Source organism: Roseovarius halophilus (ex Wu et al. 2025) (assembly GCF_047086965.1).
The window spans coordinates 1-21,773 of record NZ_JBKOTX010000092.1 but is presented as its reverse complement, the minus strand read 5'-3'; the positions used below and the strand labels follow the sequence as shown (position 1 = coordinate 21,773).

General features: G+C 65.4%; 23 protein-coding genes and 1 pseudogene. 16 read left to right on the top strand and 8 right to left on the bottom strand.

The window, feature by feature from the left end; genetic code table 11:
- From ACH107_RS17875 to ACH107_RS17860, 4 genes and pseudogenes are all read left to right on the top strand, one after another.
- A pseudogene (locus ACH107_RS17875) lies at nucleotides 1-305 on the top strand (IS21 family transposase); the annotation flags it as partial.
- Nucleotides 302-1,111, top strand: a complete 810-nt coding sequence (gene istB, locus ACH107_RS17870; RefSeq protein ID WP_412506981.1) for an IS21-like element helper ATPase IstB — start codon at nucleotides 302-304, stop codon at nucleotides 1,109-1,111. The pseudogene ACH107_RS17875 and the gene istB, both read left to right, overlap by 4 nt.
- Before the next feature lie 298 nt (nucleotides 1,112-1,409).
- Nucleotides 1,410-2,135, top strand: a complete 726-nt coding sequence (gene recO, locus ACH107_RS17865; protein ID WP_412506985.1) for a DNA repair protein RecO — start codon at nucleotides 1,410-1,412, stop codon at nucleotides 2,133-2,135.
- 139 nt (nucleotides 2,136-2,274) lie between these two features.
- Nucleotides 2,275-2,763: a TrmO family methyltransferase gene (locus ACH107_RS17860; protein ID WP_412506980.1), complete on the top strand. Its 489-nt coding sequence runs from the start codon at nucleotides 2,275-2,277 to the stop codon at nucleotides 2,761-2,763.
- A 38-nt stretch (nucleotides 2,764-2,801) separates the two neighbouring features.
- Here ACH107_RS17860 and ACH107_RS17855 read toward each other — a convergent pair whose 3' ends face one another.
- On the bottom strand, nucleotides 2,802-4,475 hold the full coding sequence (locus ACH107_RS17855; protein ID WP_412506979.1) for an acyl-CoA dehydrogenase family protein: 1,674 nt from the start codon (nucleotides 4,473-4,475) through the stop codon (nucleotides 2,802-2,804).
- 146 nt (nucleotides 4,476-4,621) lie between these two features.
- On the opposite strand from ACH107_RS17855, the gene ACH107_RS17850 reads away from it, so the two are divergent.
- Complete coding sequence (locus tag ACH107_RS17850) at nucleotides 4,622-5,389, top strand: sulfite exporter TauE/SafE family protein (protein ID WP_310690077.1); 768 nt, start codon at nucleotides 4,622-4,624, stop codon at nucleotides 5,387-5,389.
- A 69-nt stretch (nucleotides 5,390-5,458) separates the two neighbouring features.
- On the opposite strand, the gene ACH107_RS17845 is transcribed toward ACH107_RS17850, so the two are convergent.
- Entirely contained in the window at nucleotides 5,459-7,057 is a 1,599-nt protein-coding gene (locus ACH107_RS17845) for a phosphoenolpyruvate carboxykinase (protein WP_412506978.1), read from the bottom strand.
- Between the two features lie 334 nt (nucleotides 7,058-7,391).
- Between ACH107_RS17845 and ACH107_RS17840 the strand changes: the two genes are divergently transcribed.
- From ACH107_RS17840 to ACH107_RS17810, 7 genes are read left to right on the top strand one after another with little or no spacing between them, the layout of a single operon-like run.
- Nucleotides 7,392-8,093, top strand: coding sequence for a response regulator transcription factor (locus ACH107_RS17840; RefSeq protein WP_412506977.1), 702 nt, complete (start codon nucleotides 7,392-7,394; stop codon nucleotides 8,091-8,093).
- Nucleotides 8,094-8,096: 3 nt separating this feature from the next.
- On the top strand, nucleotides 8,097-9,836 hold the full coding sequence (locus ACH107_RS17835) for a sensor histidine kinase (protein ID WP_310690074.1): 1,740 nt from the start codon (nucleotides 8,097-8,099) through the stop codon (nucleotides 9,834-9,836).
- Between the two features lie 7 nt (nucleotides 9,837-9,843).
- Nucleotides 9,844-10,269 (top strand): serine kinase, encoded by a 426-nt coding sequence (locus ACH107_RS17830; protein ID WP_310690073.1) that lies wholly within the window; start codon nucleotides 9,844-9,846, stop codon nucleotides 10,267-10,269.
- Nucleotides 10,270-10,289: 20 nt separating this feature from the next.
- Entirely contained in the window at nucleotides 10,290-11,225 is a 936-nt protein-coding gene (rapZ, locus tag ACH107_RS17825; RefSeq protein WP_412506976.1) for an RNase adapter RapZ, read from the top strand.
- Entirely contained in the window at nucleotides 11,222-11,614 is a 393-nt protein-coding gene (locus ACH107_RS17820) for a PTS fructose transporter subunit IIA (RefSeq protein ID WP_310690071.1), read from the top strand. Before rapZ ends, ACH107_RS17820 begins: the two co-directional genes overlap by 4 nt.
- A 12-nt stretch (nucleotides 11,615-11,626) precedes the next feature.
- Nucleotides 11,627-11,896, top strand: a complete 270-nt coding sequence (locus tag ACH107_RS17815; RefSeq protein ID WP_310690070.1) for an HPr family phosphocarrier protein — start codon at nucleotides 11,627-11,629, stop codon at nucleotides 11,894-11,896.
- 36 nt (nucleotides 11,897-11,932) lie between these two features.
- Entirely contained in the window at nucleotides 11,933-12,829 is an 897-nt protein-coding gene (locus tag ACH107_RS17810; protein ID WP_310690069.1) for a lysophospholipid acyltransferase family protein, read from the top strand.
- Between the two features lie 15 nt (nucleotides 12,830-12,844).
- On the opposite strand, the gene ACH107_RS17805 is transcribed toward ACH107_RS17810, so the two are convergent.
- The gene (locus ACH107_RS17805; RefSeq protein ID WP_310690068.1) at nucleotides 12,845-13,720 is read right to left on the bottom strand and encodes a 3-hydroxybutyryl-CoA dehydrogenase; all 876 of its coding nucleotides are present in this window, start codon (nucleotides 13,718-13,720) and stop codon (nucleotides 12,845-12,847) included.
- Between the two features lie 181 nt (nucleotides 13,721-13,901).
- Here ACH107_RS17805 and ACH107_RS17800 point away from each other — a divergent pair, with 181 nt between their 5' ends.
- Nucleotides 13,902-14,669, top strand: a complete 768-nt coding sequence (locus ACH107_RS17800; protein ID WP_412506975.1) for a DUF6473 family protein — start codon at nucleotides 13,902-13,904, stop codon at nucleotides 14,667-14,669.
- A 55-nt stretch (nucleotides 14,670-14,724) separates the two neighbouring features.
- On the opposite strand, the gene ACH107_RS17795 is transcribed toward ACH107_RS17800, so the two are convergent.
- The 5 genes from ACH107_RS17795 to ACH107_RS17775 all read right to left on the bottom strand — a co-directional run bounded on the left by ACH107_RS17795 (nucleotide 14,725) and on the right by ACH107_RS17775 (nucleotide 18,273).
- Entirely contained in the window at nucleotides 14,725-15,654 is a 930-nt protein-coding gene (locus ACH107_RS17795; protein ID WP_310702614.1) for an electron transfer flavoprotein subunit alpha/FixB family protein, read from the bottom strand.
- On the bottom strand, nucleotides 15,654-16,412 hold the full coding sequence (locus ACH107_RS17790) for an electron transfer flavoprotein subunit beta/FixA family protein (protein WP_412506974.1): 759 nt from the start codon (nucleotides 16,410-16,412) through the stop codon (nucleotides 15,654-15,656). Before ACH107_RS17790 ends, ACH107_RS17795 begins: the two co-directional genes overlap by 1 nt.
- A 192-nt stretch (nucleotides 16,413-16,604) precedes the next feature.
- On the bottom strand, nucleotides 16,605-17,177 hold the full coding sequence (locus ACH107_RS17785) for a cob(I)yrinic acid a,c-diamide adenosyltransferase (RefSeq protein ID WP_412506973.1): 573 nt from the start codon (nucleotides 17,175-17,177) through the stop codon (nucleotides 16,605-16,607).
- Entirely contained in the window at nucleotides 17,177-17,377 is a 201-nt protein-coding gene (locus ACH107_RS17780; protein WP_310690063.1) for a twin transmembrane helix small protein, read from the bottom strand. Before ACH107_RS17780 ends, ACH107_RS17785 begins: the two co-directional genes overlap by 1 nt.
- A 62-nt stretch (nucleotides 17,378-17,439) precedes the next feature.
- Nucleotides 17,440-18,273: an SDR family NAD(P)-dependent oxidoreductase gene (locus ACH107_RS17775; protein WP_412506984.1), complete on the bottom strand. Its 834-nt coding sequence runs from the start codon at nucleotides 18,271-18,273 to the stop codon at nucleotides 17,440-17,442.
- A 106-nt stretch (nucleotides 18,274-18,379) separates the two neighbouring features.
- Here ACH107_RS17775 and ACH107_RS17770 point away from each other — a divergent pair, with 106 nt between their 5' ends.
- The 3 genes from ACH107_RS17770 to ACH107_RS17760 form a co-directional block, all read left to right on the top strand.
- Complete coding sequence (locus ACH107_RS17770) at nucleotides 18,380-20,833, top strand: DNA topoisomerase IV subunit A (protein WP_412506983.1); 2,454 nt, start codon at nucleotides 18,380-18,382, stop codon at nucleotides 20,831-20,833.
- A 77-nt stretch (nucleotides 20,834-20,910) separates the two neighbouring features.
- Nucleotides 20,911-21,549: a hypothetical protein gene (locus ACH107_RS17765; RefSeq protein ID WP_412506972.1), complete on the top strand. Its 639-nt coding sequence runs from the start codon at nucleotides 20,911-20,913 to the stop codon at nucleotides 21,547-21,549.
- A 125-nt stretch (nucleotides 21,550-21,674) separates the two neighbouring features.
- Nucleotides 21,675-21,773: GTP-binding protein (locus tag ACH107_RS17760; protein ID WP_412506982.1), on the top strand; the 99-nt coding region annotated here is incomplete at its 3' end.

Sequence of the window (21,773 nt, the reverse complement as noted above, 5' to 3'; positions counted from 1 at the left end):
TCTTTCCGCGGCAGGCATTCCGCGACGTGTTCGAAGCTCTCTTGGAGAAAGCCGGCGAGAGGGCTGCGTGCCGCGTGACGGTCGATCTTCTGGCGCTGGCCCACGATCGGGGGTGTGAAGCCGAACTGGCCGCGCACCTCGAACAAGATCTTTCACAGCACCGCACACCAGACATACCAACGCTGCGGGCGCTGTTTGGCCCATCAGAAGATACGCTTCCGACCGTCAAGGTGCAGCTGGCCGATCTGAAGTCCTATGATCGGTTGGCCAGCACCCAGGCATCCGATCTGGAGGTGACAGCATGACATCGCCCCAGACAGATGCCGCCCGCCTGAACCTTGCCCTGACCGAGTTGCGCTTGCCCGCCATCAAAGCCCTCTGGCCACGCTTCGCGGAGCAGGCCGATAAGGAAGGATGGCCTGCCGCGCGCTTGCTCAGCACCTTGGTGGAACATGAACTGGCTGAACGTGATCGCCGCCGGATCCAACGACACCTGGCGCAAGCCAGACTGCTGCCCGGAAAGACACTTGAGACCTTCGACTTCATAGCCGTCCCGATGGTGTCCAAAGCGCATATCAGCGCCATCACCGCGGGCGACAGCTGGATCTCAAAGGGCAGCAACATTCTGCTGTTCGGCCCGCCCGGTGTGGGCAAGTCGCATCTCGGATCGGCCATCGGCCTGTCCCTTGTCGAGAAAGGCTACCGCGTGCTCTTCACCAGAACCACCGACCTGGTTCAGAAGCTGCAGCAAGCCCGGCGCGATCTCGCCCTCGAAAGCGCCATCGCGAAGCTGGACAAATTCCATCTGCTGATCCTCGACGACATCACCTACGTCACCAAGGATCAGGCCGAGACCAGCGTCCTCTTCGAACTCATCAGCGCACGATACGAGCGCCGCTCAATGCTGATCACCGCCAACCAGCCCTTCGGGGAATGGAACACAATCTTCCCCGACCCGGCCATGACCCTGGCCGCCGTCGACAGGCTCGTTCATCACGCAACCATCTTCGAGATGAATGTGGAAAGCTATCGACGACGCGCGGCTGAACAGGCAAAGGGCCCAGGGCGCCCGGCCCAAAGGGCAACGCCTGCCAATACCAAACCTGATTGACGCTCCGCGACAAGCAAAACGCACAAAAAACTTGATGGTGGCGGCAAAGTCCGCCATCGACATCTATGTCGCGACCAAGGATCCTCATCCTGATTGACGCGCAACTCTCAGCCAGATTGTCGCGCTACAGGCGCAGAAGGCCAGGCAGCACGAGGAGGCTGGCGAGACCGACGAAGCCGCAACCTGGCGCGACGTCCAGAAGGCGATCCGGCAATTGCGCGGCGCCAACGAAAGCTAGGCCAGCCGCCGCACGCCGCCCCTTGCGCCCGGAGCCGCGATCCCGCTTCATGCGCCCATGATCGAATGGCGCGAAGAGGGGGCGGTCCTGCGGGTTCGCAAGCATGGCGAGAACGCGGTGATCCTTGACGTGCTGACAGAGGGGCATGGCCGTGCCGCTGGCGTGGTGCGCGGGGGCACCGGGCGCCGGCTGTCGCCGATCCTGCAACCGGGAGCGCAGCTCGACCTGACCTGGAAGGCCCGGCTGGAGGATCACCTGGGCACCTTCACCGTCGAGCCCGTGCGCAGCCGTGCGGCGCAGACCCTGGGCGGGCGCATGGCGCTGGCCGGGTTGAACGCGGTGACGGGTCTGTTGTGTTTCGTGCTGCCCGAACGCGAGGCGCATCCGCCGCTCTATCGCCGGAGTGTCCAGTTGCTGGATCTGCTGGGGCAGGATGATCTCTGGCCGCTGGGCTATCTGCGCTGGGAACTGGCCCTGCTCGAGGAAATGGGCTTCGGCCTCGATCTGTCGGCCTGTGCCGTCACGGGCGTGACCGAGGGGCTTGTCTACATCTCGCCGCGATCGGGCCGGGCGGTTTCGGCCGCGGCCGCGGGGGACTGGGCCGACCGGCTCTTGCCGCTGCCGCCGGTCCTGCTGCGCCAGGGCGATGCGACGCCTGCCGACATCCTGGCGGGGCTCGCGGTGACGGGGCATTTCCTGCACGACCGGCTGGCGCCGGCGCTGGGCGGCAAGCCTGTGCCGGAGGCCCGCGCACGGCTGCTGGACCTGTTGCGGCGGTCGGCCTAGGCTTTGCGGGCCGCAAGGCCCCTGGCAGGCCGCGCGTCATTGTTTCAATACCGAAAGGCCCCGGCGTGTATCTCGACATGACTTTCCTGCCCCTAGTCCCACGGACCTCGGCGGGCGTCGCCCCCCCGAGGTTGGCGCCATGACGAAACCGCCTCGCAAAGGGGAAGTTCCCCTCGGAGTCGATCCGGCAGAGCATGCGCGGGCCGGGGTCACCTTCATCGGTACGCTCTATACGGACTGGGGGCCGGGCCGCGCGCCAAGGAACCTGAGCCAGTCCCGAGAGCGAGGCGGCGGTGGCGGGCGCGTGGTGCTGGACGCGCCCTATCGGGCCGGGTTGCGCGGGCTGGCGGTCGGCCAGGCGATCTGGCTGATCCTCTGGTTCGATCAAGCCCGGCGCGACCTGATCGTCCAGGCGCCCCGTCACGCGGAGGGGCCGCGCGGCACCTTCGCCCTGCGCAGCCCGGTGCGGCCCAATCCCATCGCCATCGAGGCCGTGCGCATCACGTCGCTCGATCCGGAGACCGGTGAGATCGGTCTGGACGTGACCGATGCCTTTGATGGCACGCCGGTCCTGGACATCAAGCCATGGCTGGACGGGATCGATATCCCGCCCGAGCCTGAGGGCTAGCCAAGCAGGCCACTGGATGTTTGCGGTGTCCTGCGCCGCTATCCCAGCAAGCGGCGTGCGATGACCTGCGCCTGGATCTCTGCTGCCCCTTCGAAGATGTTCAGGATGCGCGCGTCACACAGGATGCGGCTGATCGGATATTCCAGCGCGAAGCCGTTGCCGCCGTGGACCTGCAATCCGTTGTCCGCCGCGGCCCAGGCCACACGGGCGCCTAGCAACTTGGCCATGCCGGCCTCGAGGTCGCAACGGCGGTCGTTGTCCTTCTCGTTGGCCGAGAAATAGGTCAACTGGCGCGCCACCATGATTTCGACCGCCATCATCGCCAGCTTGCCGGCCACACGGGGGAAGGCGATCAGGGGCTTGCCGAACTGCTTGCGGTCCTGGGCGTATTGCATCGAGGTGTCCAGCGCCGACTGGGCTACGCCCACGGCGCGCGCGGCGGTCTGGATCCGCGCGCTCTCGAAGGTCTGCATGAGCTGCTTGAACCCCTTGCCCTCTTCACCGCCAAGCAGGTTTTCGCCCTTCACCTTGAACTGGTCGAAGCCAAGCTCGTATTCCTTCATGCCGCGATAGCCCAGCACCTCGATCTCGCCGCCGGTCATGCCCTCGGTCGGGAAGGGGTGCGCGTCGGTGCCCGGCGTCTTCTCGGCCAGGAACATGGACAGGCCGCGGTGGTCGGTGCTTTCGGGATCGGTCCGCGCCAGCAGCGTCATCACATGGGTGCGCGAGGCATGGGTGATCCAGGTCTTGTTGCCGGTGATCTTGTAATCCTCGTCCGTCTTCACCGCCCGGGTGCGCAGCGCCCCCAGGTCGGAGCCGGTGTTGGGTTCGCTGAAGACGGCGGTGGGCAGGATTTCCGCCGAGGCGATCCGGGGCAGCCACTGCGCCTTCTGGTCCTCGGTGCCGCCGCAGAGGATCAGTTCCGCCGCGATTTCGGAGCGGGTCCCGAGGCTGCCCACACCGATATAGCCGCGGCTGAGTTCCTCGGAGACGACAGCCATGGCGGCCTTGGGCAGGCCGAAGCCGCCCAGGTCTTCGGGGATGGTCAGGCCGAAGACACCCATCTCGGCCAGTTCCTCGATGATCTCCATCGGGATCAATTCATCCTTGAGGTGCCACTCATGGGCATGGGGATCGACCCGGTCCACCGTGTAGCGGCGGAACTGTTCGCGAATCATCTCGAGCTCGTCATCGAGGCCGGCCGCCCCCACGGTAATATTGGCGGCCTGTTCCTGCATAAGCTCGACCAGACGGGTCCGGGCCGCCTGGCTGTTGGCCTCCTGCGTCAGGGTCATGACCTCCGGGGTCATCATCCCCCGCATCTGGTCCTGGGACAGCCCCAGATCCTGCAGCCGCACGATTTCGCCCTGGCTCATGGGGATGCCGCCATAAAGCTGCCAGAGGTATTCGCCAAAGGCGATCTGCAGGAGCAGTTGCTCGATCTCGCCGAACTTGCCATCCGATTGCAGGCGTTCGGCCCAGTCCTGCATCTGGCGCAGCGACTCGACGTAGGTGGCAACCCAGGCCAGCCCATGCGCGGCGGTCTGGTTCTGTTCGAGCAGGGTGCCCGAGACACGGTCGCCCTCGGTGACCATGTCGTGCACCGATGCCGTGGCCGCGTCCTGTAGCGCGTCCAGCGGCGGCAAGGCGGCCTTGGTCAGGTGCAGCAGATCTTTCAGAATGGGGCTCATCTCGTATCCGTCCCGGGGCATGGCGAATCCTCTATTTTGCAGTTGCAGCAATAGCGCCTTTTTGGCGCCGGCGCAATATTGCTGCGAGGTAGGGCGTTGAGGCGTGAAGAAAATGTCGCGGACGTTTTTGGGCTGCGGCGGATTGTCGGGTGCGGTAAGGCAGGGGCATGGACATCGTCGCAAGCATCGACAGCGCGGGCCTTCTGGTCGCCGTTCTGGGCATTACCCTGTTGGCCGGGGTGGTCAAGGGCGCGGTGGGCTTTGCCATGCCGCTGATCATGGTGTCGGGCCTTGGCATGCTGCTTGACCCGCGCCTTGCCATTGCCGGGCTGATCCTGCCCATCGTCCTGTCCAATGCCCTGCAGGTGCTGCGCTCGGGCCCGCGCGAGGCCCTGCAGGCCATGCGCGACTTCTGGCTCTACCTGATCCTCGTTTGCGGCATGATCCTGATCTCGGCGCAGTTCGTCAACGTGATCCCCTCGGATACGATGTTCCTGGTTTTGGGCGTGCCGGTCGTGGTGCTCTGCGGCATTCAGTTGCTGGGCCTGCGTCTGGTGATTCCCGAGGGGCGACGCACCCTTGGCGCGGTCATCGCCGGGCTTCTGTCTGGCGCCCTGGGCGGGCTGGCAGGCACCTGGGGGCCGCCGACGGTGCTTTACCTGGTCGCCATCGACACGCCGAAGGCGCGGCAGATCGTGGTGCAGGGGGTCATCTACGGGCTGGGGTCGGTCATGCTGCTGCTTGGGCATGTGCAGTCGGGTGTGCTCAACCGCGAGACGGTGGGGCTTTCGGCCCTTCTGGTGATCCCGGCGGCCCTGGGCATGTGGGCCGGGTTCAAGGTGCAGGACAGGATCGACCAGGGGACCTTTCGCAAAGTGACACTCGGGGTGCTGATGCTGGCCGGGCTGAACCTGATCCGGCGGGGTCTCGTTTAACGGGTCTTGACGCACCAGCCCCCGCGACGCGACGGGCCGCGGGGTATCAAGGCACGGCGCGCCTGTGCTCTACCCGATGGCTGCGGCCTTCACGTCATCATTGATATAGGGCACGTACTGGGTGAAGTTCTCGGCGAAAAGCGCGACCAGCCGCTGGGCCTGCGCGTCGTAGGCCGCGGGGTCGGCCCAGGTGTCGCGCGGGGTCAGCAGGCGGTCGTCAACGCCTTCGCAGGTCACCGGAACGTCGAAGCCGAAGTTCGGATCCTTGCGAAAGCTGCCCTCGACCAGCGCGCCGTTCAGCGCGGCAGTCAGCAGGGCGCGAGTGGCCCGGATCGGCATGCGGCTGCCGGTGCCGTGGGCGCCGCCGGTCCAGCCGGTGTTGACCAGCCAGCAGGTGGCGCCATGCTCGGCGATCTTCTGGCGCAGCAATTCGCCATAGACCTCGGGGCGGCGCGGTATGAATGGCTTGCCAAAACAGGTGGAAAAGGTCGGCTCGGGTTCGGTCACGCCGCGCTCGGTGCCGGCCACCTTGGAGGTGAAGCCCGACAGAAAGTGATACATGGCCTGCGCCGGGGTCAGCCGCGCGATGGGGGGCAGAACACCAAATGCGTCGCAGGTCAGCATGATGATGTTCTTGGGATGCCCGCCGAGGCCCGTGTCGCTGGCATTGTCGATGTAGTGCAGCGGATAGGCGCAGCGCATGTTGGCCGTCAGGCTGTCATCCTCGAAGTCCAGTTCCAACGTCTCGGGATCGAAGACCATGTTCTCGATCACCGAATGCGGCATCTGGGTCGTTGCGAAGATCTTGGGCTCTGCCTTCGGGTCTAGGCCGATGGTCTTGGCATAGCAGCCACCCTCGAAGTTGAAAATGCCGCGTTCCGACCAGCCGTGTTCGTCGTCGCCGATCAGCACCCGGTTCGGATCGGCCGACAGGGTGGTCTTCCCGGTGCCCGACAAGCCGAAGAAAACGGCGGCGTCCACTGGGTTACCCTTGGCGTGATTGGCCGAGCAATGCATCGGCATGATGCCCTTTTCCGGCAGGATGTAGTTGAGCAGGGTAAAGACCGATTTCTTGTTCTCGCCGGCGTATTCCGTGCCCCCGATCAGGATCAGCTTGCGGTCGAAGTTCATGGCGATCACGGTTTCGCTGCGGCAGCCGTGGCGCGCCGGGTCGGCCGTGAAGCTGGGGCAGTTGATGATCGTGAAATCGGGGCTGAACCCGTCCAGTTCCGACGCCTCGGGGCGACGCAGAAGATGGCGAATGAACAACCCGTGCCAGGCCAGTTCGGTGACGACGCGCACATCCAGCCGGTGCGCCGGATCGGCCCCGCCATACAGATCCTCGACGAAGTAGTCGCGCCCCTTCATGTGCGCGGTCATGTCGTCGTAGAGCCGCTCGAAAGCCTCTGGCTGCATCGGGGCGTTGTTGTCCCACCAGATGGTGTTCTCGGTGCTGGGGGTTCGGACAACGTGCTTGTCTTTGGGCGAGCGCCCTGTGAATTCGCCCGTGGTGGTCAGGAAGGCGCCGCCCTTGCCAAGCGTGCCCTCGCCGCGAGCAACCGCCGCATCCACAAGCTCGGGTTCGAGGAGGTTGTAATAGACATGACCAAGCCCGCTGATGCCCTGATCGGGCAGTTTCATCGTCGGATTGACTGTTCCGTGGTCCATGTCTGTCTTGCTCCGTGTTTGCGGGGCGGATGCGCCCCTGATGCCGCTCAATTAACATGCTGATTTTGCTTATGAACAGGCGTGTCTGTTGCAGTTAGCGCAATCATTAGCGCAACCAGACAGCAGTTAGCGCCACCATGGCGGCGCGTTGCCGGCCGGGCAACACTTGCGAACGAAAAGGTGAGGCATTTTAGCCATTGATTACCCATTTTGGGCGCAAATCGGGGGCATCTGTGGGGTACCCGAGCAGATTGCGATTGATTCGCGCTGGCCTGTCAGGGCAAAAATAAAGGAAAACGCAGGCAAAAACCGAGCAACAGCAAGGGGCAGTGACATGTCACGGATCGCGCCTGTCGATGACGACCGCAATATTCTCACGTCGGTTTCCATGACGCTGGAGGCCGAGGGCTTCGACGTCGAAACCTACCACGACGGCCAGGCGGCGCTGGACGCCTTCAACGCCAAGATGCCGGAACTCGCCGTGTTGGACATCAAGATGCCGCGCGTGGACGGGATGGACCTGCTCCAGCGCGTGCGCCAGAAATCCAGCATGCCAGTGATCTTCCTGACCTCCAAGGATGACGAAATCGACGAGGTTCTGGGCCTGCGCATGGGGGCCGATGATTACGTCAAGAAACCTTTCAGCCAGCGCCTGCTGGTCGAGCGGATCCGCGCATTGCTGCGCCGACAGGATGCCATCGCGGGCGAGCTTGCCGAGGACGACGCGGACCACAAGTTGATGGTCCGAGGGGATCTGACCATGGACCCGCTGCGCCATGCCGTCGCCTGGAAGGGCCGCGACGTGTCGCTGACCGTGACCGAGTTCCTGCTGCTCGAGGCTTTGGCACAACGTCCCGGTTTCGTGAAATCCCGCGATCAGCTGATGGACGTGGCCTATGACGATCAGGTCTATGTCGACGACCGCACCATCGACAGCCACATCAAGCGACTGCGCAAGAAGCTGCGCGAGGTCGACGACACGTTTTCCGCCATCGAGACGCTCTACGGCATCGGGTACCGCTACAACGAAGACTGAGGCATGACCACGGCTCCAAAGATCGACGTTCGCGACTTGGACTCTGTTCGACAGGCCGCCGGGCAGGCCGAGTCTGTCGTGCTGGGGGATGACTGGATCGCGCCGAGCGCCGACGAGGCCGACCGCCAAAAACGCCGCGCCCGGCGGGGGGTTCTGCAGCTCTACTCCTCGCCGCTGGCGCGCAAGATCATCACCTTCAACCTGCTGGGGCTGATCGTGCTGGTCGCCGGGGTGTTCTACCTCAGTCCCTCGCGCGACAACCTGGCCTTTCAACGGGGGGCGGCCCTCGTCAACGAGGCTGAGCTGGTCGCCGATATCTTCGAGGCGCAGTTGCCCGCCGACGCTCCGGTGAGCCTTGTCACGGGCGACGGGATCGACCCACAGGGCACGCTCGATGGGCTTGACCTGCGCAGCGGTGTCGATGTCCACCTCTTCGACCGGCAGGGCGTGCTGGTGTCCAGTCGGTCCGATCCGGCCGCGCAGGACGCGCCCGTCCCGGGGCTGGAGCTTGAGGGCCACGGCACCCTGATCACCGATTTCCTGAACGGGGCGTTCGACTGGGTGGCATTGGTCCTGCGCGGGGGTGGTCCCGCGGCGACGCCCGACGACCCGGTACGGGACGTCGCCCGGTCGGTCGCGCAGACCTTCGAGACCGGGACCCGGCTTCAGACACGCCAGGATGCCGATGGGCGTGCCTTTTTCACCGTCTCGACCCCGGTGATGCAGGGCGACCGGGCCGTCGGCGCGGTCGCGGTCGTCTCGCCCCCGGGCGAGTTGAAGGCGCTGGTCAGCCGCGACCGCGAGCAGCTTTTGCAGATGTTCGTGATCGGGGTCATCGTCTCGATCGCGCTCAGCCTGGTTCTGGCCTCGACCATCGCCAACCCCCTGTCCGACCTGGCGGAGGCCGCCGAACTGGGCCGCGACAAGAACGCCCGCAAGGTGGCCCCCGAACGCATCCGGATTCCCGACCTGACCGGGCGGCCGGACGAGATCGGCCGCCTGTCGGGGGCCCTGCGCGGCATGGTCACCGCCCTGACCCAGCGGATCGAGGGCAACGAACAATTCGCCGCCGACGTCGCGCACGAGATCAAGAATCCGCTTGCCTCGATGCGCTCGGCCGTGGGCACCCTGCGCGTGGCCAAGCGCGACGATCAGCGCGAGCGGATGCTCGAGGTTCTCGAACATGACGTGCGCCGGCTCGACAGGCTGGTCAGCGACATCTCGAACGCGTCACGGCTGGATACCGAGCTGGTCAAGGAAAAAGAGGAAACGTTCGACCTGCTGAGGAACCTGGCGAATCTCACAGCGTTCTTTGCCACCGAGGCCGACCGGAAAGGCGTTGATTTCATCACCGATCTGCCCGGCGAGCCGATCCCGGTGGTCGGGCTGGAAGGGCGGTTGGCGCAGGTCTTCGTCAACCTGATCACAAATGCCATCTCCTTTTGCGACGAGGGCGACGCGATTCGCGTCTGGACCCGCAAGCGTGAAAATCGCGTGCTGGTCGTGGTCGAGGACACCGGCCCGGGCCTGCCCGACGGCGCGTTGTCGAAGATATTCACGCGGTTCTATTCCGAACGCCCCGAAGGGCAGTTCGGCAACAATTCCGGCCTGGGGCTGGCCATTTCCAAGCAGATCGTCGAGGCGCATGGCGGCGTGATCTGGGCCGAGAACATCCGGCCCACCGATGCCGATATCGGCTCTGATCCGCTGGGCGCGCGCTTCGTGGTCGGCCTGCCGGTCTAGCCCGCCCGTGTCCGGGGCCGCCAGCCAGATCCATGCCACGACCGTGGCCGTGTCGGGACTGGCCGTCGTTATCACGGGGCCGTCCGGCAGCGGAAAGTCAGCGCTGGGGCTGTCGCTCATGGCGCTGGGCGCAGGGCTGGTAAGCGACGACATCACCTGCCTGCGCCTGCAGCAGGGGGCCGTCGTCGCCCGTGCCCCCGCGGGCGCACCCGCCGCCATCGAGGCGCGCGGTGTCGGCCTGTTGCGGGCCGATCCGGTCGGCCCGACGCCCGTGGCGCTGGTGATCGACATGACGCAGGAGGAAGCCTTGCGCCTGCCGCCTTGGCGCGTCGTCCCGCTTCTGGGACAGGACATGCCTTGCCTTCACAAGGTCGCGCGGGGCTGTTTCCCGGCGGCGATCCTGCAATATATCCAGTATGGCAGGTTCGATTGACCGCCTGTTCCGGAGAGCCTATGAACACCGCGCCACAGCCCTTAGACCCCCACTGCAAGACGCCGCCTGCCCGCCAGAGGCTGGTGATCGTGACCGGCCCTTCCGGCGCAGGCCGGGGAACGGCGATCCATATCCTCGAAGACCTGGGCTTCGAGGCCATCGACAATATCCCCATGTCGATGCTGCGCCGCTTGGTCGACGCGTCGAACGGTACCCCCCCCATGGCGCTGGGCGTGGACGTGCGCAACCGCGATTTCTCGGTCGAGCGGCTGCAGACCCTTGTGGACTGGCTGGACCGGCGCGAGGACCTGGCGCTGCAACTGCTGTTTCTCGATTGCAACGAGGATGTTCTGGTGCGCCGCTACTCCGAGACGCGCCGTCGACACCCCCTCGTCCCCGACGCCCCGGCGATCACTGGCATCCGCCAGGAGATCGCGCTGCTGGCCCCGGTCCGGGATCGCGCAGACATCCTGCTCGACACCTCGGAGACCAGCCCGCACGACCTCAAGGCGGCGCTGTCCGAGTGGTTCTCGGACGGGCAGGCTGCGGGCATGGGGGTGACGCTGCAATCCTTTTCCTACAAGCGCGGTGTTCCAAAGGGGATCGACATGATGTTCGATTGTCGGTTCCTGCGCAATCCACACTGGGAGCCCGCGTTGCGCAACATGACCGGCCTTGATGCGCCGGTACAGGCCCATGTCGCCGAGGATGCGCGCTTTGCGCTCTTCGTCGACCGGGTGCGTGCGCTGATCCTCGACCTCTTGCCCGCGTTTCGCGACGAAGGCAAATCACACCTGTCCATCGGGTTCGGGTGCACCGGCGGGCAACACCGCTCGGTCGTTGTGACCGAAACCCTGGCCCGGGGGCTTGCAGAGGCCGGATGGCAGGTGTCTAAGAGACATGGTGAGCAGGAACGCTGGGGCCGGGGCACGGCCGAACGGGACAAGCACACGTGATCGGAATCGTGATTGTGGCGCATGGGGGACTGGCGGCGGAATATCTTTCCGCCGTTGAACACGTTGTGGGCCGCCAGCCCGGCATCCGCGCCATCGCGATCGAGGCCGAGGTTGACCGCTCCGCCAAGCAGGACGAGATCTGCACCGCCGCTGACCATGTCGACACCGGCGACGGCGTGGTCATCGTGACCGACATGTTCGGGGGATCGCCCTCGAACCTGTCGTTGCAGGCCTGCAATCCCGAGAACCGCCGCATCATCTACGGGGCGAACCTGCCGCTGCTGGTCAAGCTGGCCAAGTCGCGCCGCAAGCCGGTGCCGGTCGCAGTCGAGGATGCGCTTGCCGCCGGGCGGAAATACATCAACAGCCATTCCGTGGGCCTGGACTGAAGGGGAGGGGCCATGGCGCGCCGCGAGCTGGAGATTGTCAATATCAAGGGGCTGCACGCCCGGGCGTCGGCCAAGTTCGCCGAGACGGTGGAACAGTTCGATGCCGGCGCCGAGGTAACCAAGGACGGGCTGTCCGCCTCGGGCGACAGCATCATGGGGCTTTTGATGTTGGCAGCCTCCAAGGGAACCTTTATTGAGGTCGAAACCACGGGCAGGCAGGCCGAGGAACTTGCGGAGGCGCTTGCGGCGCTCGTCGCGGGCAAGTTCGGCGAAGGGGACTGAGCCCCGTCCGTATCTCGAACGAGGGGGCATGCACGCTTGACGGAAACGTCGTCCAGAAACCTGCACGGGCCGCAGGCGCGCGGGGCGTCCCGTGTCTATGACCGGCGCAGCCTGACGTATTCCGACACGTTCGACAATCCGCTGCTGCGCTTCGTCATCAAGTCGATGGAGTGGAGCACCGGCAAGATCGAGGTGATCCGCCGGGTCCGCCGGTTCGAAAGCCGGTCGATCCCCAAGGGGCAGGCCTTCTGGCCGGCCACGATGGAGGTCATGGGCGTCGACATCCTGACCCCGGAGTATCAGCTTGACCGCATCCCCCAGACCGGACCGGTCATCCTGGTGGCCAACCATCCCCACGGGCTGATTGACGGCATGGTCCTGGCCGATGTGATCGGGCGCCGGCGCAATGATTACCGCATCCTGACCCGGTCGCTGTTGACGGGCCTCGACGAGAGCGCGGCCAGCTACATGATCCCGGTGCCCTTCCCGCACGAGTCCGATGCCCAGAAACGGATGATCGAGATGCGCGCGCGGGCCATGGACCATCTCGACAAGGACGGGCTGGTTGCGCTGTTCCCGTCGGGCGTGGTCGCCCAGGCCGAGACCATGTTCGGCCCCGCGATCGAGGCCGAGTGGAATGTCTTTACCGCCAAGATGATCCGCCGGTCGGGGGCGACCGTCCTGCCTTGCTACTTTCCCGGCTCCAACTCGCGGGCCTACCAGGTGGCGGCGAACATTTCACCCATCCTGCGGCAGGGCTTGCTGATCCACGAGGTCGCCCATGCCTTCGACAAGCCCCAGGCACCTGTCATCGGCAAGCCCATCTCGCCCGAGATGGCCGAGCAAAAGGGCAGGGACCCGCGCGGTTTCATGGCCTGGTTGCGCCAGCACACACTTGCATTGGGTCAGGACCCGGACCGCGATCCGGGCTGACCCGCGGCCCGGCGCCTACCGGGTCGGCACCGGTGTGTCCCCGCGATAGTCGTAGAACCCGCGCTGGGTCTTGCGGCCAAGCCACCCCGCCTCGACGTATTTCGTCAGCAGCGGGCAGGGGCGATACTTGGTATCCGCCAGCCCGTCGTGCAGCACGTTCATGATGGCCAGGCAGGTGTCCAGGCCGATGAAATCGGCCAGTTCCAGCGGACCCATGGGGTGATTGGCCCCCAGCTTGAGCGATGTGTCGATGGAACTGACGTTTCCGACCCCCTCGTAAAGCGCGTAGACAGCCTCGTTGATCATGGGCATCAGGATGCGGTTGACGATGAAGGCGGGGAAATCCTCTGCCGTCGCGGCGGTCTTGCCCAGGCGTTCGACCACCTCGTAGCAGGCATCGAAGGTTTCCTTGCCGGTCGCGATCCCGCGGATCAGCTCGACCAGTTGCATCACCGGGACGGGGTTCATGAAGTGAAAGCCCATGAATTGCTCCGGCCGGTCTGTCCGGCTGGCCAGGCGGGTGATCGAGATCGAAGAGGTGTTCGAGGTCAGGATCGTCTCGGGCTTGAGGTGCGGCAAAAGCGTGTCGAAAATCTCTTGCTTGACGGTCTCGCGCTCGGTCGCGGCCTCGATGATCAGGTCCGTCGGGCCCAGGTCGGTCAGCGTCGTGGTGGTGCCGATGCGGGCCATGGCCGCGGCCTTTGCCTCGGCGGAGATGCGCCCGCGGCTGACGTGCCGATCAAGGTTGCGCCCGATCGTGGCCATGGCCGTTTCGATGGCCTCTTGGCTGATGTCATTGAGCAACACCTCGTATCCGGCCACCGCGCAGACATGGGCGATCCCGTTGCCCATCTGCCCGGCCCCGACGACGCCAATCCGTTCAATAGCCATGCCCGCGATCCTTGGTGATTGTTTTCGGCGATACCCTATGCGCCGTTCCGGTGCGGCTCAAGGTGCCGCATCGCAGAAACCACGATCGGTCCAAAGCGACTCGAATGCAGACTTTAAGCAGCCGGAAAGGGAATCGGCGGAATCTCGGCCCCGGTGAGACGAAAAACTGGTGGTGGGACCAATGACACTTCACATGCGAAACGCGCCTCGGGCGCGCCTGATGACCTGTAGCTATGGCCTGTCGCGGCTGCAGTTCCGGGGGCCGCGGCGTCCGACCGATGGCCGCTACCTGGCCTGCCTCGGCGGCAGCGAGACCTTTGCGCGCGACGTCGCCCAACCGTACCCGGAGCTGCTGGAACACCAGCTCGGTATGACCTGCCCGAACCTTGGCCAACAGATGGCCGGTCCGGAGCTGTTCCTGCGCGATGCCACGGTGCGTGCGCTGGTCCAGGATGCCGCGGGCCTGGTTATCCAGGTCATGGGCGCGAGCAATCTCAGCAACCGGTTCTACAAGGTGCATCCGCGCCGGAACGATCGCTTCATCGCCCCCAGTGCCGCGCTGCGCGCGCTCTACCCCGAGGTCGACTTCACCGAGATCGCCTTTACGGGCCATCTGTTGGCCAGGCTGGTCGAGACCGACCCGCTTCGGTTTTCGCAGCTGCGCCAGGCGCTGCAGGGATGCTGGGTGCGGCGGATGCGCGAACTTGTAGGTCTGGCCAGGGGGCCGGTGCATCTGCTTTGGTTCGCCACGCGTCGCCTCGAGGGTCCGGCGGCGGATGGCCATGACCCAAGCCTCGTGACACCGCAGATGCTGATGGCGCTGACAGAGGCGGGGGCGAAGCTGACGCAGGTGATCTATGAGGGCCGCCCCGGCGTGATGCCGCCCGCGCCCGATGCGGAGGATCACCAGCGCGTGGCGGCTGCGCTCTCGGGGGCCATGGGCGCATGACACATGAAAAAGGCCTGCTGTTGCGGCAGGCCTTTTCCGTGTCATCCGTGCCGGGTCAGCCCAGCTTGTCGCTGAGTTCCGGCAATGCGTCGAAGAGGTCGGCGACCAGGCCGTAATCGGCAACCTGGAAGATCGGGGCCTCTTCGTCCTTGTTGATGGCGACGATGATCTTTGAATCCTTCATTCCCGCCAGGTGCTGGATCGCACCGGAGATGCCCACGGCGATATAGAGCTCGGGGGCAACGACCTTGCCGGTCTGGCCGACCTGCCAGTCATTCGGTGCGAAGCCCGAGTCCACCGCCGCGCGGGACGCGCCGACAGCGGCCCCCAGCTTGTCGGCTAGGGTTTCGATCAGGGCGAAATCGTCCTCGGAGCCGACGCCGCGGCCCCCCGAGACGACGACCCCGGCCGAGGTCAGGTCGGGACGGTCGGTTTCGGCGACCTTGTCCTCGACCCATTCCGACAGGCCCTCCGAGGACGGTACGCCCACGGTTTCGACCGGTGCGGCGCCCCCCTCACCGGCGGCATCGAAGGTCGATGTGCGGAAGGTCACCACCTTCTTGGCGTCAGAGGATTTCACGGTCTGGACCGCGTTGCCCGCGTAGATCGGGCGCTCGAATGTGTCCGCATCGACCACGGCCGAGGCGTCCGAGATGACCATGACATCCAGAAGCGCGGCAACCCGCGGCATGACGTTCTTGGCGTCGGTCGTGGCCGGGGCGGCAATGTGGTCATAGTCAGCGGCCAGCGACACGATCAGAGCCGCCGTCGACTCGGCCAGGCGATGGCCGAGGCTGTTGTCCTCGGCGACCAGCACCTTGGCGACACCGTCGATCTTTGCGGCGGCCTCTCCGGCGGCGGCGGCAGAGCTTCCCGCGCAGAGAACGGTCACATCGCCCAGTTGCGCGGCCGCAGTGACCGCCTTGGCGGTGGCATCCATCGCGAGTTCGCCGTCATTGACTTCGGCAAGCAGGAGAACAGCCATCACACGACCCCCTTTTCCTTGAGTTTCTCGACCAGTTCATCGACCGAGCCGACGATTTCGCCGGCCTGGCGGGCCTCGGGTTCCGAGGTCGACACGATGGACAGGCGCGGAGTGACATCGACGCCGTAGTCCTCGGGGGTCTTTTCTTCCAGCGGCTTCTTCTTGGCCTTCATGATGTTGGGCAGCGAGGCATAGCGCGGCTCGTTCAGGCGCAGATCGACAGTAACGATGGTCGGCATTCCGACCTTGATGGTCTGCAGGCCGCCATCGACCTCGCGGGTGACCACAGCGCTGTCGCCGTCGATGTCCAGCGTGCTGGCAAAGGTGCCCTGGGACCAGCCCAGCAGCGCCGAGAGCATCTGGCCGGTGGCGTTCATGTCATTGTCGATGGCCTGCTTGCCCGCGATGACGAGGCCCGGTTGCTCCGCTTCGACCACCTTGGCCAGGATCTTGGCCACCGAAAGCGGCTCGATATCCTCGTGGACGTCATCGGCGGCGACCATGAGGATCGCCCGGTCGGCGCCCATGGCCAGGGCCGTGCGCAGGGTTTCCTGGGCCTGTTTCACGCCGATGGAGACGGCGACGACCTCGTCGGCCTTGCCGGCCTCCTTCAGGCGGATCGCCTCTTCGACGGCGATCTCGTCGAAGGGGTTCATAGACATCTTGACGTTGGCGAGATCGACACCGGAGCCGTCCGCCTTGACGCGGACCTTCACGTTGTAATCGATCACGCGTTTGACGGGCACGAGCACCTTCATCAGCGTAATTCTCCCTATGGATTCCTGTTCTCGACCCCGTAGGTAGCGCGGGCGTGGCCGTGGCGACAGTGCAAAATCGTCACGTTAGCGCCAACCGACGTCGCGTTTTCGAAATCCATCGGGCCGGTCGTGCGCCGCTCGTCACCGCCCGGTCGGGCGGCGACATCGCCCCGCCCGCCGTCCCGGTTGGGGTCAGCGGTTGGCGCCGGGTTTCCACAGGACGTCGGCCTTCCCGTTGTCATTGGCAACGCGCGCGGCGACGAAGAACCAGTCGCTGAGACGGTTGAGGTATTTGACGGCTGCCGGGTTCACGGTCTCCATGGTGGCCAGTTCCACGGCCAGCCGTTCAGCCCGGCGCGACACCGTCCGGCAGACGTGCAGATGCGCCGCCAGCGCCGAGCCACCGGGCAGGATGAAGCTGCGCAGGGGTTCGAGGCCGGCATTCATCTCGTCGATTTCCGCCTCAAGGCGCGCGACCTGGCTGTCGGTCATGCGCAGGGGCGGGAACTCGGCCGTGTCGTCGTTCTCCATGTCCGGCCGGCAGAGGTCGGCGCCCAGGTCGAAGAGATCGTTCTGAATGAGGGTGAGCCGGGCATCGAGCGTGCCTTCGGCATGCAGCCGGGTCGTGCCGACGGCCGCATTGGCCTCGTCCACCGTGCCATAGGCGGTAACGCGCATGCCGTGCTTGGCCACGCGGGCGCCGTTGCCCAGTGCGGTTTCGCCGTCATCGCCGGTCTTGGTGTAGATCTTGTTGAGGACGATCATCATTCCGCTCCGTTCAGCAAAAGCGCTCCGCCGACGATGACGATCACCGCCACCAGCTGCGCCAGGATGCGCAGTTGCATCATCTTGTTGGATTTCTTCGGATCTGCGCCGGTCGCGAACATCGACACGCCGCGGATCAGGATCAGGGCCACGACAAGACAGGCGATCACGATCGCGATGATGAGGGGTTGGGCGGTCATGTCGGGGGCCTTTCGTGCAGGGTTTCGTGGGAAATAGCAGCTATGCCGGCAAAGAAAAGGGGTCAGCCTTTCGCGATGATCCAGTCCAGTGCCCGCGTCGGCAGCACCCGGCGCGCCATTCCCATGAGATGTGTCGGTGTTGTCACGTAGTAGCGCGGGCGGGGGCGGGGCGCCTCAAGGGCACGGATGAGCCTGCGCGTCACCGCGCCGGGGGGCAGTTCGAACCGGTCCGGCTTGTCCTTTTCGCGGTAGAGCCGTTTGAGCAGGGTGGAGGCGTACTGGTCGCGGCGCGCCGAAGTCTTCCAGTCGATCCAGGTCTCGAAGGGGCCGCGGGAGTTTTCGCGGATGCGGCTGGCGATCGGGCCGGGCTCTATCAAGATGACGTCGATCCCGGTCTCGGCCATCTCCAGGCGCAGCACGTCCGTCAGCCCCTCAAGGGCGTATTTGGTCGAGACATAGGCCCCGCGCCATTTCATCGGCACCAAGCCCAGCACCGAAGAGCAGTTGACGATCCGGCCATGCCCCTGAGCGCGCATCACCGGGATCACCTGGCGCGTCAGGTCATGCACGCCAAAGAGGTTGGTTTCGTAGATCGCGCGCAGGCCGTCGCGGGGCAAATCCTCGACCGCGCCGGGGATGGCGAAGGCACCATTGTTGAAGACAGCGTCGAGCGTCCCGCCCGTGATCTCCAGCACATGGGCAAGTGCAGTGCGGATCGTGTCCGGGGCGTCGTAGTCGAGCTGCGGGCTGTGCAACCCTTCGGCGCGCAGCCTCTCGCAGTCGGCCTCAGCCCGGCAACTTGCAAAGACGCGCCATCCCCGCGCGTGCAGGGTGCGGGCGGCATCGGCCCCGATGCCCGAGGAACAGCCTGTGATCAGGATCGAGCGGCGCGTCATGCGCACGCTTGTGTCGCCAAACCAGACGCGAAGCAAGGGGCGGGGCCGGGGCCTCCGCCTGAATTGGCGATTTACGCGGACGATGCGCTTGGCTACACCGGCGGCCATGTCAGACGAGACGACAGACCCAGGCAGCGATCCGATGAACCCGGCCGAGCCCCTGCGGCGCGCCATTGGCGAGCGCTATCTGACCTATGCGCTTTCGACCATCATGCACCGGGCACTGCCCGATGCGCGCGACGGTTTGAAGCCGGTTCACCGGCGAATCCTCTTTGCCATGCGGGAGCTGCGGCTTTCCGCGACCGGAGGCTACCGCAAGTCCGCCAAGATCAGCGGTGACGTGATGGGGAACTATCACCCGCATGGCGATGCGGCGATCTATGACGCCATGGCGCGGCTGGCGCAGGATTTCAACGTGCGTTACCCGCTGGTCGACGGACAGGGAAACTTCGGCAACGTCGACGGCGACAACCCGGCGGCCAGCCGCTACACCGAGGCCCGGATGACCCGCGCCGCCGAGGCGCTGCTGGAAGGGCTGTCCGAGAATGCGGTGGATTTCCGGGAAAACTATGACGGCACCCTGCGCGAACCGGTGGTGCTGCCTGCCGCCTTTCCGAACCTTCTGGCCAATGGCGCCAGCGGCATCGCCGTTGGCATGGCGACGAATATCCCGCCGCACAACCTCGACGAGGTGATCGCGGCCTGCCTGCACCTGATCAAGTCGCCCGAGGCGCGGGACGATACGCTGCTCAACTACATCCTGGGGCCGGACTTCCCAGGTGGCGGCGTGATCGTCGAACCGCCCGAAAGCATGGCCGAGACCTATCGCACCGGCAAGGGCGGGTTCCGCCTGCGCGCCCGCTGGGAGGTCGAGGATCTGGGCCGCGGCCAGTGGCAGGTCGTCATCACGGAAATCCCCTATCAGGTCCAGAAATCCAAGCTGATCGAGAAGCTGGCCGAACTGATCCAGACCAAGAAGGTCCCGATCCTGGCCGATGTGCGCGACGAAAGCGCCGATGACATCCGCATCGTGCTGGAACCGCGCTCGAAGAACGTGCAGGCGGATGTGCTGATGACCACGCTGTTCCGCCTGTCCGACCTGGAGACGCGGTTCAGCCTGAACATGAACGTGCTGGTTGATGGCGTCACGCCGAAGGTCTGCAGCCTGCGCGAGGTGCTGCGTGCCTTTCTCGATCACAGGCGCGCGGTGCTGCTGCGCCGCAGCCAGTATCGGCTGGACAAGATCGACAACCGTCTTGAGGTGCTGGCCGGGCTGATCACGGCCTTTGTCAACCTTGACCGTGTTATCGACATCATCCGGTATGACGACGACCCCAAGGCCGCGCTGATGTACGAGGACTGGAGCCGTCCGCACCAGCAGACTCTGGCTCGTGCCACCTCCGAAGCCGATTACCTGTCGCCGCTCGCCGGGGTGGACGTGGACAACCTAACCCTGATCGTTGACGAAAGCGCCATCGCCCCGGGGCTGGACCAGGGCGACAGCGAACGCAAGGTACCCTCTAGCTATGCCGGCCGCGAAAACGGCCTGTCCGACGTGCAGGCCGAGGCGATCCTGAACATGCGCCTGCGCAGCCTGCGCCGTCTCGAGGAAGAGGCCCTGATGCGCGAACGCGACGCGCTGATGCTTGAACGCGCCGGGATCGAGGATCTGCTGGAGGACGAGGCACTGCAATGGGACCGCATCGCCGAGGAGTTGCGCGCGGTGCGCAAGGATTTCGGCGCGCGCGCCGAGGGCGGTGCGCGGCGCACCGGGTTCGCCGATGCCGGCACGGTCGAGGAGGTCCCGCTCGAGGCCATGATCGACCGCGAGCCGATCACCGTGGTCTGTTCGCAGCGGGGCTGGATTCGGGCCCTCTCGGGCCACATCGACCTGACCCGCGAGCTGAAGTTCAAGGATGGCGACGGGCCGCGCTTCATCTTCCACGCCGAGACGACCGACCGTTTGCTGATTTTCGGCACCAACGGGCGGTTCTATACGCTGTCGGCCGCGAACCTGCCCGGCGGGCGCGGCATGGGGGAACCGGTTCGGCTGATCGTCGATCTGCCGAACGAGTGCGATATCGTGGATCTTTTCGTGCACCGCGCCGGCGAGAGGTTGCTGCTCGCCTCCACAGCCGGGGACGGGTTCGTCGTGCCCGAACAGGATGTCGTGGCGCAAACGCGCTCTGGCAAGCAGGTCCTCAACGTCAAGGGCGATACCGTGGCCGCCGCCGTGCGCCGCGTGGCGGGGGATCATGTCGCCGTCGTCTCCGAGAACCGCAAGTTCCTGGTCTTTCCGCTGGCCGAGGTGCCCGAGATGACCCGTGGCAAGGGCGTGCGGTTGCAGAAATACAAGCAGGCGCGCGGGCGTCAGGGCACGTTGGAACTAGACGGCGGCCTGGCTGACATCACCACCTTCGCCTGGGCCGAGGGGCTCAGCTGGGCCATGGGCAATGGCAACACCCGCACCGAGCGTGACCTCGCGCCCTGGCTGGGCAAGCGCGCCGGCGTCGGCAAGCAACCGCCGCATGGCTTCCCTCGGGACAATCGCTTCACCTGACAGGCCGCCGCACCGATTGCGCGACACGCCGCGCTGGGCTAGTCCTAGAGGGCGTTGACCGCGAGGGGGAATGTGCCATGCGTATCGTGATCGGCCTGCTCGGCCTGCTGGCGCTGACCGCATGCGGTGGGGTTCGCGACGACCTGACGGAACTGCCCGACCCGATCGGAGAGTTCCGCCTCGGCCACAACATCGCCGTGACCCCCGACCCGCAAAAGGGGCCCTTTTCGCGTGATGCCAGCGCCGAGGAATGGAACGCGGCCATGCGCAAGGCCGTGGCTGAGAGGTTCAACGAAACCCGCTTTTCCGGCGAGTCGTTTTACCACATCGGCGTGGCCATCGAGGGCTACGTTCTGGCCCAGCCCGGTATCCCGCTGATCTATTCGCCCAAGTCGGTGCTGATCGTCAGCGTGAATTTCTTCGAGGATGCCACGCAGATCAAGCTCAACGCGGAGCCGATCCAGTTGACCGTGTTCGAGCCCTGCTGTGCGATCCCCTTCCTGGGTTCTGGACTGTCGCGATCGCGCGACGAACAGCTCGAGGGATTGGCCTTCAACGCCGCCCGGGCCATCGAGCGCACGATGCGCGAGAATGCCGACTGGTTCGGCGGCACGCCCGAGGATCTGGACGAGGACGAGACCATCATCCAGGGCAATGTCCTGGTCGACGATCCCGACGCGCTGCTGCCCGACGAGACCCCGCCGGCGACCAACTGAGCCGCGTGCGGGCGCGCAACTCGCGCTTGATTTTCCCCCGGCAAGGCAATAAACGGCCCGCGATGTAAACCCGGGCCATCGCTGGATTCTGCCAAGGCCCCCGAAACGACAAGGCGCCGCGCACCATGGCAAAGCAAAAGTTCGATCGTTCGAAAGAGCACGTTAACATCGGGACGGTTGGTCACGTTGACCACGGCAAGACGACGCTGACGGCGGCGATCACG

What these genes read in the sequence shown, in the direction of transcription:
- istB (WP_412506981.1), top strand. Translation starts at nt 302, where the DNA reads ATGACATCGCCCCAGACAGATGCCGCCCGCCTGAACCTTGCCCTGACC.
- ACH107_RS17860 (WP_412506980.1), top strand. Translation starts at nt 2,275, where the DNA reads ATGACGAAACCGCCTCGCAAAGGGGAAGTTCCCCTCGGAGTCGATCCG.
- ACH107_RS17855 (WP_412506979.1), bottom strand. Translation starts at nt 4,475, where the DNA reads ATGCCCCGGGACGGATACGAGATGAGCCCCATTCTGAAAGATCTGCTG.
- ACH107_RS17850 (WP_310690077.1), top strand. Translation starts at nt 4,622, where the DNA reads ATGGACATCGTCGCAAGCATCGACAGCGCGGGCCTTCTGGTCGCCGTT.
- ACH107_RS17845 (WP_412506978.1), bottom strand. Translation starts at nt 7,057, where the DNA reads ATGGACCACGGAACAGTCAATCCGACGATGAAACTGCCCGATCAGGGC.
- ACH107_RS17840 (WP_412506977.1), top strand. Translation starts at nt 7,392, where the DNA reads ATGTCACGGATCGCGCCTGTCGATGACGACCGCAATATTCTCACGTCG.
- ACH107_RS17835 (WP_310690074.1), top strand. Translation starts at nt 8,097, where the DNA reads ATGACCACGGCTCCAAAGATCGACGTTCGCGACTTGGACTCTGTTCGA.
- rapZ (WP_412506976.1), top strand. Translation starts at nt 10,290, where the DNA reads ATGAACACCGCGCCACAGCCCTTAGACCCCCACTGCAAGACGCCGCCT.
- ACH107_RS17815 (WP_310690070.1), top strand. Translation starts at nt 11,627, where the DNA reads ATGGCGCGCCGCGAGCTGGAGATTGTCAATATCAAGGGGCTGCACGCC.
- ACH107_RS17805 (WP_310690068.1), bottom strand. Translation starts at nt 13,720, where the DNA reads ATGGCTATTGAACGGATTGGCGTCGTCGGGGCCGGGCAGATGGGCAAC.
- ACH107_RS17800 (WP_412506975.1), top strand. Translation starts at nt 13,902, where the DNA reads ATGACACTTCACATGCGAAACGCGCCTCGGGCGCGCCTGATGACCTGT.
- ACH107_RS17795 (WP_310702614.1), bottom strand. Translation starts at nt 15,654, where the DNA reads ATGGCTGTTCTCCTGCTTGCCGAAGTCAATGACGGCGAACTCGCGATG.
- ACH107_RS17790 (WP_412506974.1), bottom strand. Translation starts at nt 16,412, where the DNA reads ATGAAGGTGCTCGTGCCCGTCAAACGCGTGATCGATTACAACGTGAAG.
- ACH107_RS17785 (WP_412506973.1), bottom strand. Translation starts at nt 17,177, where the DNA reads ATGATCGTCCTCAACAAGATCTACACCAAGACCGGCGATGACGGCGAA.
- ACH107_RS17780 (WP_310690063.1), bottom strand. Translation starts at nt 17,377, where the DNA reads ATGACCGCCCAACCCCTCATCATCGCGATCGTGATCGCCTGTCTTGTC.
- ACH107_RS17775 (WP_412506984.1), bottom strand. Translation starts at nt 18,273, where the DNA reads ATGACGCGCCGCTCGATCCTGATCACAGGCTGTTCCTCGGGCATCGGG.
- ACH107_RS17770 (WP_412506983.1), top strand. Translation starts at nt 18,380, where the DNA reads ATGTCAGACGAGACGACAGACCCAGGCAGCGATCCGATGAACCCGGCC.
- ACH107_RS17765 (WP_412506972.1), top strand. Translation starts at nt 20,911, where the DNA reads ATGCGTATCGTGATCGGCCTGCTCGGCCTGCTGGCGCTGACCGCATGC.